The organism is Oceanobacillus sp. FSL W7-1304, from assembly GCF_037969805.1.
Classification (GTDB): Bacteria; Bacillota; Bacilli; order Bacillales; family Amphibacillaceae; genus Oceanobacillus; species Oceanobacillus profundus.
Genome location: NZ_CP150211.1, coordinates 1,082,128 through 1,096,898, shown reverse-complemented (window position 1 = coordinate 1,096,898; position 14,771 = coordinate 1,082,128). Strand labels below are relative to the sequence as shown.

17 protein-coding genes, 1 pseudogene and 1 riboswitch are annotated in these 14,771 nt (G+C 37.3%); of the genes and pseudogenes, 12 read left to right on the top strand and 6 right to left on the bottom strand.

Annotation, left to right across the window (positions count from 1 at the left end):
* Window positions 1-11 precede the first annotated feature (11 nt).
* Both NYE61_RS05435 and pckA read right to left on the bottom strand, forming a co-directional pair.
* Window positions 12-1,001, bottom strand: a complete 990-nt coding sequence (locus NYE61_RS05435; RefSeq protein ID WP_118888819.1) for an ABC transporter substrate-binding protein — start codon at window positions 999-1,001, stop codon at window positions 12-14.
* 399 nt (window positions 1,002-1,400) lie between these two features.
* On the bottom strand, window positions 1,401-2,987 hold the full coding sequence (gene pckA, locus NYE61_RS05430) for a phosphoenolpyruvate carboxykinase (ATP) (protein WP_303447888.1): 1,587 nt from the start codon (window positions 2,985-2,987) through the stop codon (window positions 1,401-1,403).
* 198 nt (window positions 2,988-3,185) lie between these two features.
* Window positions 3,186-3,294, top strand: a riboswitch (SAM riboswitch).
* Window positions 3,295-3,501: 207 nt separating this feature from the next.
* Between pckA and metK the strand changes: the two genes are divergently transcribed.
* Together metK and NYE61_RS05420 are read left to right on the top strand one after the other, a co-directional pair.
* On the top strand, window positions 3,502-4,698 hold the full coding sequence (metK, locus tag NYE61_RS05425) for a methionine adenosyltransferase (RefSeq protein WP_251661357.1): 1,197 nt from the start codon (window positions 3,502-3,504) through the stop codon (window positions 4,696-4,698).
* A 101-nt stretch (window positions 4,699-4,799) separates the two neighbouring features.
* A complete protein-coding gene (locus NYE61_RS05420; RefSeq protein ID WP_251661355.1) occupies window positions 4,800-5,240 on the top strand; it encodes a DUF4181 domain-containing protein in 441 nt (146 codons plus the stop codon).
* A 42-nt stretch (window positions 5,241-5,282) separates the two neighbouring features.
* On the opposite strand, the gene NYE61_RS05415 is transcribed toward NYE61_RS05420, so the two are convergent.
* Window positions 5,283-5,804: a gamma carbonic anhydrase family protein gene (locus tag NYE61_RS05415; protein WP_303447887.1), complete on the bottom strand. Its 522-nt coding sequence runs from the start codon at window positions 5,802-5,804 to the stop codon at window positions 5,283-5,285.
* A 152-nt stretch (window positions 5,805-5,956) separates the two neighbouring features.
* Here NYE61_RS05415 and NYE61_RS05410 point away from each other — a divergent pair, with 152 nt between their 5' ends.
* Window positions 5,957-6,979 (top strand): tetraprenyl-beta-curcumene synthase family protein, encoded by a 1,023-nt coding sequence (locus NYE61_RS05410; protein WP_095309284.1) that lies wholly within the window; start codon window positions 5,957-5,959, stop codon window positions 6,977-6,979.
* Entirely contained in the window at window positions 6,972-7,409 is a 438-nt protein-coding gene (locus NYE61_RS05405; protein WP_095309139.1) for a DUF1801 domain-containing protein, read from the top strand. The genes NYE61_RS05410 and NYE61_RS05405 overlap by 8 nt, the downstream gene beginning before the upstream one ends.
* 55 nt (window positions 7,410-7,464) lie before the next feature.
* Here NYE61_RS05405 and NYE61_RS05400 read toward each other — a convergent pair whose 3' ends face one another.
* The 3 genes from NYE61_RS05400 to NYE61_RS05390 form a co-directional block, all read right to left on the bottom strand.
* Window positions 7,465-8,223, bottom strand: a complete 759-nt coding sequence (locus NYE61_RS05400) for a hypothetical protein (RefSeq protein WP_303447886.1) — start codon at window positions 8,221-8,223, stop codon at window positions 7,465-7,467.
* Entirely contained in the window at window positions 8,213-8,569 is a 357-nt protein-coding gene (locus NYE61_RS05395; RefSeq protein ID WP_303448032.1) for a PadR family transcriptional regulator, read from the bottom strand. The genes NYE61_RS05400 and NYE61_RS05395 overlap by 11 nt, the downstream gene beginning before the upstream one ends.
* Window positions 8,570-9,118: 549 nt before the next feature.
* Entirely contained in the window at window positions 9,119-10,186 is a 1,068-nt protein-coding gene (locus NYE61_RS05390) for an AI-2E family transporter (RefSeq protein WP_251661349.1), read from the bottom strand.
* A 222-nt stretch (window positions 10,187-10,408) separates the two neighbouring features.
* Between NYE61_RS05390 and NYE61_RS05385 the strand changes: the two genes are divergently transcribed.
* The 8 genes and pseudogenes from NYE61_RS05385 (at window position 10,409) to NYE61_RS05350 (ending at window position 14,734) form a co-directional block, all read left to right on the top strand.
* The gene (locus NYE61_RS05385; RefSeq protein WP_303447885.1) at window positions 10,409-10,945 is read left to right on the top strand and encodes a sigma-70 family RNA polymerase sigma factor; all 537 of its coding nucleotides are present in this window, start codon (window positions 10,409-10,411) and stop codon (window positions 10,943-10,945) included.
* Window positions 10,946-11,359 carry a PadR family transcriptional regulator gene (locus tag NYE61_RS05380; protein WP_303447884.1) on the top strand — a complete coding sequence of 138 codons (414 nt, stop codon included), beginning with the start codon at window positions 10,946-10,948 and terminating at the stop codon, window positions 11,357-11,359.
* Between the two features lie 35 nt (window positions 11,360-11,394).
* Window positions 11,395-12,618, top strand: a pseudogene (locus NYE61_RS05375) (FtsW/RodA/SpoVE family cell cycle protein).
* A gap of 15 nt (window positions 12,619-12,633) precedes the next feature.
* Window positions 12,634-13,194 (top strand): VanZ family protein, encoded by a 561-nt coding sequence (locus tag NYE61_RS05370; protein ID WP_095309124.1) that lies wholly within the window; start codon window positions 12,634-12,636, stop codon window positions 13,192-13,194.
* A 196-nt stretch (window positions 13,195-13,390) separates the two neighbouring features.
* Entirely contained in the window at window positions 13,391-13,789 is a 399-nt protein-coding gene (locus tag NYE61_RS05365) for a VOC family protein (RefSeq protein ID WP_303447881.1), read from the top strand.
* Between the two features lie 95 nt (window positions 13,790-13,884).
* Window positions 13,885-14,223: a DUF1992 domain-containing protein gene (locus NYE61_RS05360; protein ID WP_095309120.1), complete on the top strand. Its 339-nt coding sequence runs from the start codon at window positions 13,885-13,887 to the stop codon at window positions 14,221-14,223.
* 40 nt (window positions 14,224-14,263) lie between these two features.
* Window positions 14,264-14,515: a hypothetical protein gene (locus NYE61_RS05355; protein WP_339317016.1), complete on the top strand. Its 252-nt coding sequence runs from the start codon at window positions 14,264-14,266 to the stop codon at window positions 14,513-14,515.
* 18 nt (window positions 14,516-14,533) lie between these two features.
* Window positions 14,534-14,734, top strand: coding sequence for a hypothetical protein (locus NYE61_RS05350; RefSeq protein ID WP_339317014.1), 201 nt, complete (start codon window positions 14,534-14,536; stop codon window positions 14,732-14,734).
* Window positions 14,735-14,771: the final 37 nt, after the last annotated feature.

The following is a 14,771-nucleotide window of genomic DNA, read 5'->3' as shown; positions in this document are numbered from 1 at the left end:
AATCTCCTCCTTTAATCAGACATAACTCTTTCAGCGTAATCTGTGTTCACTAAATCAGTGTATGGAACATCTGCTGGAAGCTCACCAGCTTCATCCATAATTGATTTTAAATTTTCCCATTCTTCTTCATCTAAAATTGGATCGACCGCGAAGGAATCCTGGCTTTTATAACGATCAATCGATGCAGCAAGCATATCCAGATCTGTGTCTTCAAAATAAGGCTCAATAACTTCAGCAATTTCTTCTGCACTGTTTTCCGCGACCCAGTCTTGAGCTTTATAAATCGCACGGGTGAATTTCTCAACTGCCTCGTCATTTTCTTCCATGAAGCTCTGTTTCGTCATGAATACCGTGTATGGAACTGTACCGGATTCTTCTCCAAAGGATGCAACAATATGTCCCTGACCTTCTTTCTCTAAAATACTAGCGGTCGGTTCAAATAGCTGGACATACTCATAATCACCAGATGAAAATGCTCCAGGGATATTGGCAAAATCAATATTCTGTACGAGATCTAAATCCGCATGTGGATCAATGCCATGATTCTTTAATACAAATTCACCAACCATCTGTGGCATCCCGCCAACACGCTGTCCTAAAAAGTTACTACCCTCTAAATCTTCCCACTCAAAATCAGGTTGTGGCTCCTTTGCCACTAAAAATGTCCCGTCTGTCTGGGTTAACTGTGCAAAGTTAATCGCATAATCTTTAGAGTCCTGTGCATACACATAGATGGAAGTCTCCGATCCGACGAGCGCGATATCCGCTCCACCAGAAAGAAGTGCCGTCATTGTCGTATCTCCACCCCATGTTGTCTGAAGTTCTACCTCCAGTCCTTCTTCCTCAAAAAAACCTTTCTCGAGCGCTACATATTGTGGTGCATAAAAGAGGGAGCGAGTGACCTCTGCTAAGCTGATTTTAGTTGTCTGCGCTGAATTACAAGCAGAAAGGAAAATGAGGAAAACAACTGTTACAACAGCAATCAATTTAATTTTTCTCATACGTTTCGTTCCTTTCAGAATACGTGATCATTTATCAACACAGTTTATGCGAAACTGGAAAATGTGTGAATGCCTAGTTGAGGTGAGGGCGAGAGGGAATAGTAAAGGTTTTGAAACTGCAGATTTAAGTATAGTGGTGCGGGAATTTAAGGTTACAGAGCCTTAGTGCATGGGTCTGGACTAATAACCTGGGCAATAGAATAGCGTGTGTAAAATGGAGCAAAAATCCGAAATATACAGTTATAGTCAAAGGGGGAAATCGATCTATCGGTTATAAGTAAAAATTGGAGGGAGGAACATAAAAAGCCAGCCCATAAAAACAGGCTGGCTATCAGCATGATGCTGATACTGACTCCACTCATATAAATAAAATCCTTTTGGGATGAGTAAACAGAATTATTACCCTTGGTAAACCGGGCCGGCTTCTTTAATTGCATCACTTGCATTATTGAATTTCTTGAAATTCTCATGGAATTTTAATGCTAGTGATTTTGCCGTCTCCTCATATGCTGTTTGATCATTCCATGTTTTTTTCGGAATGAGTACTTCATCTGGAACTCCTGGAACATGCATTGGAATTTCTAATCCGAAAATTTCATCTTTTACAGTTTCCATTGAATTCAGCTCGCCTTCTAGAGCAGAGTGAATCATTGCACGCGTATAGGATAGCTTCATACGGTTTCCAACACCGTAAGATCCGCCAGTCCAGCCAGTATTAACTAAGAACACATTTGAATTGTACATATCAATTTTTTCACCTAGCATTTCAGCATATTTTGCTGGTGCCAAAGGTAGAAAAGGAGAACCAAAGCATGCTGAGAAAGTTGCTTGCGGTTCTGTTACTCCGCGCTCTGTACCTGCAAGTTTGCTCGTATAGCCGCTTAGGAAATGATACATTGCTTGCTCTTTCGTTAATTTACTGATTGGCGGCAGTGTCCCAGAAGCATCTGCTGTTAAAAAGATGATTGTATTTGGATGGCCAGCAACGCTTGGTGACACAATGTTATCAATATTCTCAAGCGGGTATGCAGCACGCGTATTCTCTGTTAATGTCGTATCATCATAATCAGGAATTCGTGATTTTTCATTTAAAACGACATTTTCGAGTACAGAACCATAGCGAATGGCATTGAAAATTTGGGGTTCTTTTTCCTCCGATAGGTTAATACATTTTGCATAGCATCCACCTTCAATATTGAACACGCCATTCGGGCTCCAGCCATGCTCATCATCTCCAATTAGACGGCGGTAAGGATCAGCGGATAATGTTGTTTTTCCTGTGCCGGAAAGGCCGAAGAACAGGGCTACATCACCTTCTAGACCAACATTTGCTGAGCAATGCATGGACAAAACATCTCGCTTTGGCAGCAAGTAGTTCATCACTGAGAAGATAGATTTTTTTATTTCACCGGCATATTCAGTACCTCCAATTAAAACAACACGTTTCTTAAAGGAGATTAAGATAAATGTTTCCGAATTTGTTCCATCGACAGCTGGATCTGCTTTGAAATTTGGAGCAGAAACAACAGTAAACTCTGCTTGGTGATTTTCTAACTCTTCATCTGTTGGCGTGATAAACAATTGACGTGAGAAAAGATTATGCCATGCGTATTCATTGATGACTTGAATTGGCAGGCGATAATTTTTATCCGCACCAGCAAACCCTTGAAACTGATAAAGTTCATCTTTTTCTTTTAAATAATCTATTACTTTTCTGTAAAGATTATCAAATACTTTTTCTTCGATTGGACGGTTTACCTTTCCCCAGTCAACAAAATCTGTACAAACCTCATCTTTTACAATAAATTTATCTTCGGGAGAACGCCCAGTATATTTTCCAGTAGTTGCTCGAATTGCACCCGTAGAAGTAAGACTTCCTTCTTGATAACGTAAAATTTTTTCTACTAATTGTGCTACCGACAAATTAATATGCATATTATTGTGTTCATTTAACTCTTTAATTAATGATCTCTCCACCGTTTTCATGTCATTATCTCCTGCCTTTTTAAGGATTTTATACGTTTGTGACAACTTTTATTTTCTTAAGATGCTTATTAGTATAACACATTTATATTATTAGTCCATACTATTTAAAAATAAATTATAAAAAATATATAATAGCCCACCATCCGAAAATAGTTGACACCTACAGCTACTTTCGTTAATCTAAAGGTTGAACGGATACTCTTATTCAGAGTTGGTGGAGGGACAGACCCGATGAAACCCAGCAACCATCACATGATGTGAATTGGTGCTAACCTGATGCAAGGAACACTTCCTTGAACAATAAGAGCGAAAGGCCAGTATACCCTTTCCTCATGTCTTTGAAGGAAAGGCTTTTTTGTTTTTTATAGAGAAGTTATATATAAAATGATATTCATAGAAAAGCGATTGACCTGGTCAGTGGGAAAAGTTTTACCTTTTGAAGGTACTTTGAATAATATATGTAGAACATTTAAATTAGAGTTCCGTAACATACAATAAAGGAGAGTTTAGCCTAATGGCTGTAAATCGACGTTTATTTACTTCAGAATCAGTAACAGAAGGTCATCCAGACAAAATGTCAGACCAAATTTCAGATGCTATCCTAGATGAAATTTTAAAAAAGGATCCGAATGCACGAGTTGCGTGTGAAACAACTGTAACAACTGGATTAGTGTTAGTAGCGGGGGAAATTTCGACAAGCACATATGTAGATATTCCTGCTATTGTAAGAGAAACGATAAAAGGAATTGGCTATACTCGAGCTAAATATGGTTTTGACTCGGAAACATGTGCTGTAATGACGGCAATTGATGAGCAGTCAGCAGATATTGCTGGCGGTGTTGACACCGCACTAGAAGCACGCCAAGGAAAAATGAGTGAGGATGAAATTGATGCAATAGGTGCTGGAGATCAAGGGTTAATGTTTGGTTTTGCTTGTGATGAAACCGAAGAGCTTATGCCACTACCGATTTCATTAGCGCATAAATTAGCGAAGCGCCTTGCTGATGTAAGAAAAGAAAAAATTGTAGATTACCTGCGCCCGGATGGGAAAACACAGGTTACTGTAGAATATGATGAAAATGATCAGCCTATCCGAATCGACACAATCGTTATATCTACACAGCATCACCAAGATACCACTACTGAACAAATTGAAAAAGATATGATTGAGCATGTGGTTCGTGCCGTTGTACCTGCTGATCTCTTGGATGAAAACACAAAGTATTTCATTAACCCAACTGGTCGTTTTGTAATTGGGGGACCACAGGGGGATGTAGGACTTACTGGTCGTAAAATCATCGTAGACACATACGGTGGGTATGCACGACATGGCGGTGGAGCATTTAGTGGAAAGGATGCTACGAAAGTAGATCGCTCTGCTGCATATGCAGCTCGCTATGTTGCAAAAAACATCGTTGCTGCAGGTCTTGCGAAGTCATGTGAGGTTCAATTGGCGTATGCAATTGGTGTAGCAGAGCCTGTATCCATTGCGATTAATACATTTGGTACTGGAAAGGTAAGCGAGGAAACACTTGTAGCTGCGGTTCGCAAATTATTCGATCTTCGCCCAGCAGGAATTATTCGGATGCTCGACCTTCGTCAGCCAATATTTAAAAACACAGCAGCATATGGTCATTTTGGTAGAACGGATGTTGCATTTTCATGGGAAAAAACAGATAAAGTTGATGAGTTAATCGCATTGACAAAATAATATTATAGCTGTACAGCTCTTATTGAGTTGTGCAGCTTTTTGTTTAGCTGATGGAGTTTGGGCTAGCATACGATTTATAATCTAGAAAGAGAGGAATGCTCATGTACTATTATGAAGATAATAGTGGTCTACTACTGGATATTGTCATATTAATAGGTGTGCTTTCACTTATTATTTTTATATTTAATTCGATCATGAGAATATTATTGCACGTGAAGCGTCCAAAATGGTTTTCTAATAATTATGTGAACGATATACATGAAAAGTATGATAAAAGGTTACGATTAATAGCTGTCATTGCATACATAGGTGCTGGATTTTATTTCATTTATACAACTATTTCCTCGAGTTCTGATGTTACGCTGTATTTATTTTTACTTGGCATGATCTTCACTGGTATACAGGAATTGTTTCGAGCATACATGGAGTGGAAATACCTAGAAGGGAAAAATGATTATCTATTTACGCTCAGTCAAGTTATATTTATTTCCACACTTGTCATTGTAGCGTTGAGGTCTGAGTTCTTTGGTCTTCTAGGGTGATAAACAGAGGAGCTTGATCTATTATTTCAAGCCCCTAACTGATTAATGTCCCATATTTGTATTTTCCTTATAATATTTACCTTTTTCTACATAAGATGTACGAACCCGTTCCATTTCCGCATAATCTTTTTCAGATAGCTCGCGTACAACCTTTGCCGGTCTTCCCATTACTAACGTGTTAGGAGGTACTTTCTTTCCGGGTGGCACAAGACTTCCTGCACCAACGAATGCATTTTCTCCGATTTCCGCACCATCCAAGATAATCGATCCCATTCCAATTAAGGCATTTTTCCGAACGATAGCAGAGTGTAAGGTAACTTGATGGCCGATTGTGACATCATCTTCAATGAGAAGTGTCTTATTTGGGCTTTGATGCAGCATACAAAAATCCTGGATGTTAACCCGTTTCCCAATTCGAGTTGGCGCAACATCACCGCGGATAATTGCTTTAAACCAAACACTAGATTCCTCATCAATCGTAACGTCTCCATTTATTACAGCATCTTTTGCAATAAAAGCAGTTTCGTGAATGGTTGGATAAATATTTTTGTAAGGCCTAATCATGTTTACATCCCCTTGTTTTTTGTTTTCCTATTGTATATGATGCTATAATTAGTATAGCAAATTTCACCAATTGGAATGGAGGAAATAGATTGACAAAGGTACCAAAAAATGCGATTACATTACTAAGAATCGTGTTTAAACGAATCTTTCCAATGGTTGATGAGGAAATGAATTACTGGAAGCGTAGAGCAGAGCAGATACCGAATGATGAGTTGCGCACCCAAGCTCTTGCTAGCATAAAAGATAAACGATTTCACTGTCAAGGTGGAAGTGTTTATGCACTGCTTGCTGGAGAAAGAGAGAAAAAAGCAGTTCGTTTTATTGTTGCGTATCAAACAATCAGTGATTATTTGGATAATCTTTGTGATCGAAGCACTTCGCTTGATCCTAAGGATTTCCGTATGTTGCATGAAGCGATGAAGGATGCTTTAACGCCTATGAATCCAATGAAAAATTATTATGAACTGCGAGATGATCAAGCTGATGGAGGCTATCTTGCGGAGTTAGTTCAAACATGTCAAGAAACATTAAGAGATGTAGCATCCTTTGAACAAATCCAGAATCAGCTTCTCAAACTCCAAGGATTATACGCAGATTTACAGGTTCATAAGCATGTACAGTTAAGAGAAAGAATTCCACGGTTAACGTCATGGTTTGAAAAAAATAAAGATACGAATGAAAATCTCTCATGGTATGAATTTTCTGCTGCGAGTGGTTCAACCTTGGGAATTTTTTGTCTTGTATCTTACGGACTTGGCGGAAAACTCAAATCAAATACAGCGCAAGCTATTTATGATGGCTATTTTCCTTACATGCAGGGGCTGCATATCTTGCTTGATTACTATATTGATCAACAAGAGGATCGTGACGAAGGAGATCTTAACTTTTGTAGTTATTATGAGGATTGGAATAAAATGAAAGAGCGTTTCCTTTATTTTATTAAACAGACAAAAACAGATGTACGCGGGTTGCCAGATCGGAAATTTCATGAAATGATCCATCAAGGCTTAATTGGCCTATACTTAGGTGATAAAAAAGTAAAAACAATTCCATATAGTGATAAAATGCGAAAGGCTTTGCTGCAAGCCGGAGGAGTTACTGCTAAAATGTTTAATTGGAATATTCGTATGTATTATAAAGCAGAGGGAAAGAGAGGGGAAATGAAAGATGTATGAGCAAAAAATGAAAGAAAATGATCGAGATGTTGTGGCATTTATTGAGGATATTGACAATGCCAAAAAGCGAGAGGATGCTTATAAGCTGCTTGAAATTTTTACAGAAACAACTGGATATCCGGCTAAAATGTGGGGAACAACCATTATTGGATTTGGTTCCTATCATTATAAATATGCATCTGGTCATGAAGGAGATGCGCCATTAGTCGGATTCTCGCCACGCAGGGCAAAGCATAGTTTATATTTTGCAGCCGGTGATGACAGAAGAGAGGATCTGCTGACAGATTTCGGAAAGCATACAACCGGAAAAGCTTGTGTGTATATTAATAAACTTGCTGATATTAATGTGGATGTTTTGAAAGCATTGATCAATCAATCTGTGGAGTTTTTACAGGAGAAATATCCAAATGAAGCAGGGGAAGATGCGTAACATAAAGAAGGGAATTACCAAGTCAGAGAATAATCGGTAATCCCCTTCATGTGTGTTAGGCTTTTGCCAGTTTACTTGAGATCCAAAGATAAATGAAAATGCCGCCAAATGTAATACAAGTGCCTGTAATTAATCGGGCAGATTCTGTTAATGATGTAAAGCCGAGCAGATAATCTGGCAGGGAAACGAAAGTTAAAACAATTGGAAGTACCCAGGTTTTAGACCAAATGGAAATCCCAATTATAAAAATCAATGTTACGATTGCAATGATAATGGTTCCAATCATGCCAAAGCTAATGACTGGTGTCGTAACATGCTGGTTAAGGAAAATCAGACCGATAAAAAGGGCCATCGGTAACAGTGCAACTGGATAAAGTATAGCAAATTGTTTTCCGGTAGACAGGTTTTTTCCAGCAATATACCGAAATGTAAGTGAAATGCTTGTTAAGAATAAGATGGCTATGATAAGAAATCCGATAATCTCTAAAAGGGAGTAAGCAAGCGTTCCTTCAAATAAATCTCTGACAACTGTGAACGAAAAAGCACCAAATAGAATCATTGGAATATACTTCATCCAAGCTTTAAGGTCAATTGGCATTTCGCTAGCAAGTTGTTCCATGTATGCTCTAGGCGATTGACCAATAATATGTTCAATTGATTTCCCATCTTTCTCTGCTTGCATTAAATGATCCTCTAATTCCTCGACGATTTCATCAATTTCTTTTTCCTTTTTCCCAGTTGAAAAAAGGTAAACGCGAAGGTTTTCTAAAAATTGTTTGCTTTTTTTGGATAGCGGTACGTTTTTAGGCATCATGTTTAATCTCCTTTTCCTTTTTCGTTTCATGTTTTAAGACATGGTTAACGTTCGTCTTTAAGTTCTCCCATCTTTCTATAAAATCTTGCAATTCTTGTTCTCCGTTTTCTGTCAGGCGATAATATTTTCGTTTCGGTCCTGCTGTGGACTTCTTTAATGTAGAGGTTACTAATTTTTCTTTTTGCATGCGTAATAATAATGGGTAGATTGTACCTTCACTGAAGTTAGAGAAACCATATCCTTCCAATTTTTCAGCTAGCTCATAGCCGTAGACTTCTTTGTTTTTAATGATGGCGAGTATGCAACCATCTAAGATCCCTTTCATCATTTGGGTTGTCGACACAATAACCAAACCTCCCTTATCTTGTATAACAAGATATTTGTTTTCTGGAATATTAGTCTTGTATTACAAGGTATATGCTTAGTATATGTTTTATTACCTTGTAATGCAAGTGTTATTGTCGATTTATTAAAAACTAGAAGTACTTGATTATCTTGTTCAACAACTATAAGTATTTTAAACCAGGTGTAGTGATGAGTAGCCGGGCGAAGAGATATTCAATTTATACGGTAACTCAAAGTCAGCATGAAGACCTGATCATAGAAGGAGTGGTGTTATTCGGTCACTGAAGTCGAGTCCAAATGTCCAGGAATAGCGGAGCATCATGAATTACTATCAAATTGATTTTTGATTAATCTTAATTTAGAGCAGGTAAGTACAAATCAGAGTTTTAATAAATCTAAAACTGATAAACCAGCAATGAAGAGCAACAAAAATAGCCCGCGCATCCATGCAGCGATCAAATTGTCTGTTGGTGACCTTTCATGTGACCGGAATCCATAAAAAAACCGCAGAGAAAATTAAATTTCTCTGCGGTTTTGTGGAAGTGAAACGTTATATCAATGCATCTTCCTTATCTTTCTTAGAATCCCGATACGTATTATAGAAGTGCATAATGATTGTCCGTAGTAATGCATAGAACGGTACCGCGAACAAAATACCGAGGAAGCCTGCAATGCTTCCGGCAGCAAGGATAACTGTTATCACCGTTAACGGGTGCAATTGCAATACTTGTCCCATTACATTAGGTGAGATGACTGAACTCTCAATTTGCTGGGCGATGAACATAATTAACGAAATCCAAATAAGATTCATCGGATCCTGAAATCCACCTACGATTAATGCGGGAATAACAGCTAGATACGGACCGAGAAAAGGAATAACATTGGTAATCATCCCAAAAAGGGCAAATGCTAGAGCGTACTCCAACCCGATAATGAGATAGCCAATTAACAGCAATACTCCTACAAAGAAACTAACAAGTAACTGTCCTTGAATGAACGAAGATAAAACCTTATCCATCTTAACGAGTAAACTGCTAACATTGGCTGCTTTTTTCTTACTAAATACTTGTGTGATAAAAGGAATTAATTTATCCCCATCCTTCAGCATGAAGAAAAGGAAGAACGGAATAAGTACAATTCCCATTGCAATTGAAACAACTTGCCCTAAAAAGCCACCAATAAAGCTTGGGATATTATTTGCTATCCCTTCCAAATGTGTTGGGAGGTCAGCGACGAAGTCATTAATCATCGAAACTGCCTGCTCTGGAATAGCTTCATAGTTCTTTTGTACCCATTGAATTGTTTCTTCAGCAAGTTTTACCATTTGTGGTATGCTGTCAATCATTGTAGAGAACTGATTCTGCGCAATCGGCCAAATGAAAATAATGAATAACGTTGCAATTAAGATAAGTGTTAAGTACACAAATATAATCGAAAATATTCTATTTATTTTTAGACGCATGAACAAATGCATTAATGGCTTCGTTAAGTAGTACAAAATTCCAGCGCCAATGATTGGGAGTGCAACAGCACCAATCAATCTAATAACAGGAAAAAAGATGAAATGTGTAATTGAAACAAGCCAGATTAAGAGAAAAAGCATAATTAAAAAAAGCATTACTTGAAACCATCGTTTATGAACCAATCAATATCACTACTTTCGACCATTTTTATTTCTATTTTACATGGAGAGGAAGATAATAGAAAGTATTTTGATACAATTGTGCCAACAATATTGCCTGTTTATACATATGGGTTGAAAAGAGTTTCATAGTATGCTGATGCTGAAGGGAAAACTTTTCATGTTTGTGCTTCGTCTAACTTAATAGGAGGGGAAATTGTGGATGAGTATATCGTAGAATCAATCGGATCTGATGATAAAGCAATTATGATTGATACAATGATGAAAAATTATGGACAAGATATTTTACAGCTTGTCTATTCGTACGTGAAAAATCAAACGATTGCAGAGGATTTGACACAGGATATTTTCATAAAATGTTATCGGAACATACATACCTACAGGAAGAAGGCTAAATTGAAAACCTGGCTTTGGAGTATTGCAATCAATCATTGTAAAGATTATTTGAAAAGCTGGTATAACAAAAATGTAGTTCTTTCAAATGAGGTTCTCGATTCCGAGTTCGATGAAGCCAATCAACTAGAGAGCAAAGTGATTCAACAGGATGAGGATGATCGATTAGTCGCACATGTCATGTCTTTATCAGTTGAATTTAGAGAAGTTATTTATCTGTTTTACTTTGAAGGAATGCCAATTAAAGAGATTGCTAGCGTAACTGGTATCAATTCCAATACCGTAAAAACACGATTAAGACGTGCGAAGCAACTACTAAAAGAACAGATAGGAGGCCGCTGAATGGAAGACGATTTGAAAAACTTACGAAAACGCATGAAAAAAACAAGGTTTAACGAGCTGAAATTTACGGAACAGCATCGAATGACAGTACTCAAGCAAATCCAACAGGAAGAAGCGGAGGCAGATATCCTGCATCTCGTTATGCAGTTACTTGTACAGGAAAAGACTGGCTACGAATTAACAGAACAGCTGCGTGTGCGGGGTGTTAAGAAATTTGAGGGGAATGAAGGATTTTTGTATACCTTATTGCATCAGCTGGAACAGAAACGCTATTTAGATGCTGCTTGGAATAAGGAAGAAATGAAACTTTATCAGTTAAATCGAAAGGGGAGGAAGCTATTGGAAAAGGCAGAAAAGGAAAAGGATAGAAAAAACGTTATCTTAGGCTTACTTGCCGAGGTGAAGGGAAGGTGAAAAGAAAATATTTTCTAGATGCAGTTCGGTTGCAAATGAAATCAGAGAAAGCAAAAAAGTATATCGTGAAAGAGCTGGATCACCATATTGCTAGTGAAAAGGCGTATTGGCTGAAAAAAGGATTAATAGACAGTGAGGCAGAAGAAAAAGCGGTTCAGCAAATGGGCAGTCCACTATTACTAGGACAGCAATTGAATAAAATCCATCGCCCTAAGGTGGATTGGTGGTTGCTGATTATCGTCTCCATTATTATCTCGCTTGGCTTTTTACCTCTACTTCAAGATAGTTTTCAAACCGATATCTTAGTCATGATTAAAAAAACTATGATGACTATAATCGGACTATGTTTCATTATTGGTCTCATGTTCTTAGATTATACTAAGTTAAGAAAATACGGATGGTTATTTTATGGTGTTGCACTTTTTATTCAATTCTATCTGTTTTTTTTCGTAGAAACACTCGTAAATGGGTCTCCAATTTTGATGTTAGGGCCATTATCCATTGAAGATACAATCTGTTTGCCGTTTTTCTGGATAGGTTTTGCTTGTCTGTTAAGTAATGAAAAACAAACGGTTAGTAAAACGATTCTTTTGTTTGCTATACCATACATTTTATATTTGCTTTTATATAACGACCATAATGCATTGATTTATAGTGTCATGGTGGTAGTGATGATTTGGATAAATGCAAAGGGCTATCGGAAACGAATAAAGACTTTAGCACCGATAAGTATCATTCTTCTTGGCTCGTTAATTTACATATGGCTATTTGCCGAAAATATTCATAATCGCTTGATGGGATACTTGAAACCAGAGCAATTCGCCTCTGACGAAGGTTATTTTTATTTGATAATTAAACAACAACTACAGCATCTAAATTGGTTTGGGAAGTCCGATATGCAATTATTCCTATATGAAGGACATACCGATTTTGTTTTTCTCAATCTGTTAGCTTAGTACGGATTGGTACTGTCTTTTTTTATCATTCTCATTTTGCTTCTTTTAATAAGTAGACTAATTGCTGTTAGTAATATGATGAAAGATTCGTTTGGAAAACTCCTGACGATTGGTGGAATTGCGCTCATTACGATTGAATTGATCTACAATATCGGGATGAATTTTGGGTACTTGCCTTTAGCTGGTATGCCACTGCCGTTTATTAGTTATGGCTTGATGCCAACATTGATTCATGCAATTGTTATTGGCGTTGTTCTAAGTGCTTATCGACAAAAAGATTTACAATTTAATATCCATTCGTAGGAAGGAACGAAGCTTATGCATTTGACTATTAACATTGCATTTTTTGGAACAATATTAATACTTTTATATATAGTGATCGATTTGATTCGCAATAAAGGAAGAAATCTGTTAAGGAAATTTATTTTTTATACGTTTATGTTTTATTTTGTGTATGTCCTGCAGCTTACAATGGGAGGGATCACCATACCGCCGTTGGAAGCGAGAATGATTAAAGTGCAGTGGATACCTTTCTTTTTTGTCAATGACTGGGTGATGCATTATCAGGCAAATGGTTTAGATTTCTATTTTTGGAATTCGGTGAAATTAACATTCTATAATTTGATCATGCTCGTACCATTTGGAGTCTATTTAGCACTTTTATTTCAAGTTAAACAAATTTCGAAAGCAGCATTAATGATCGTTATTCTCAGTTTAGCAATTGAAGTTTTCCAATTAATCCTCAGTTATTTTGGAGTTATTTGGGCGAGAGGATTTGATGTCGATGATATACTTTTAAATACGTTTGGTGGTGTGATAGGTTTTATGTGTATGCGAGTAGCTATGAGATTCAGGAGACGCATTCAGCATAAATATTAAAATGAATATAAGCTTAGCCTGCAGTTGGAACTGCCCTAAGCTTATTTTTTGATGGGGATAGACAAGAATCTTTTAGCTTGCTGTCGAAGTGTAATGTGGTTAATAGAGGGAAGCCCTTTATCAAATAGAGGAATTCATGAAAGAAATAGCGAAATATATATGTTAGATTGAAAAGTTTTTTAAGGGAGAATAGACGATGACAAAGGGCCTTATTCATCATGTGGAAATTAACGTGTCAAATTTGGAAAGTTCAATAGCATTTTGGGGTTGGTTATTGGAGGAATTGGGATATGAGCTTTACCAAAGTTGGAACGAGGGACGCAGTTGGAAGCTAAAGGACAGTTACCTCGTTTTTGTTCAAACTGAGGAAATTTATCTAGATGCTTCTTACCATCGGAAGCGTGTTGGTCTTAATCATCTTGCTTTTTACGCTAAATCACGTGAACATGTTGATGTAATGACAAAGCGATTAGAGCAAAAGGGCATTTCCATTTTATACAGGGAGCATCATCCCTTTGCTGGTGGAAAGAAGCATTATGCTGTTTTTTTCGAGGATCCAGATAGAATAAAGGTGGAGCTTGTCGCAACCGTTTAATTGTTGGTTCAATTTTTAAAGCATAATTGCATATTATATACTATAAAAGTTATGTGAGAGCTTATTAGTTGTAAACCGAAAAGGGGAGATGAACAATGGACAAAAAACACAATGATTTAATCGGTGAGATACTCGAAGCAGCTGGTGAAAAAGATAATTTTAACTTAAAGGGTGCGGGAAGGCCGTTGCCAAAGGGATATGTGGAAAGAGATATTTTTCAAAACTTCCAGCAGATTGCAAAAGATGCAGGGTACTTGCCGTATTGGCTGAAGATTCAAAAGCAAATTGCAGCCATGTTGTTAACTGCTAAAACGCAAAAAGACATAAAGAAAATTAATAAGAAAATCAAAGAGTATAATACTGTTTGTCCCCCATCCATGCAAAAGCTCCCAGTTGAGCTGGATAAGCTAGAGGAGGCTAAAGTAATCTGGTAAGGTATTTGTTGCCAGTCAACACTATAAGGAAGGAGATTATGTGATTCTCCAAAAAGGGATTACAGGAAAAACTCAAAACTCAAATGATTTGCCAAAACCAGATGGGAAAGACTTTAAGCGATTATGCTATACACTTATCGCGCAGCTAGGTGGGAGCGTAAAAGCATTTACACAACCGCAAATCGATACAAATTATTTTCATGTCGATCTGGAGGTTTTTAATAAGCGATTGCATCTGCTCTTAAATGAGAATTATCCATATCTTGCTGTTGCAAGTGAGGTTGATTTTTAAAACATAACTTTTATTGATGTGCCAATATTAACAAAGCAATTTGCACCTTACTATACAATTTTGCTGAAAGCGGAATTGAATGAGCGAATTCAGCTCAGGTCAGGACGTAAAAAGGGTGCTTTACTTAACGAAAATGAATTGATTCAAGAAGAATTAGCTGACTTAGTCTATTGGCAGCCTGAAACAGTTGGTCATGTGTTGTTCAATCATTGGGATTAAGCAGACTCGGAAGTCTTAGATTTTTCATTTGCTTGTC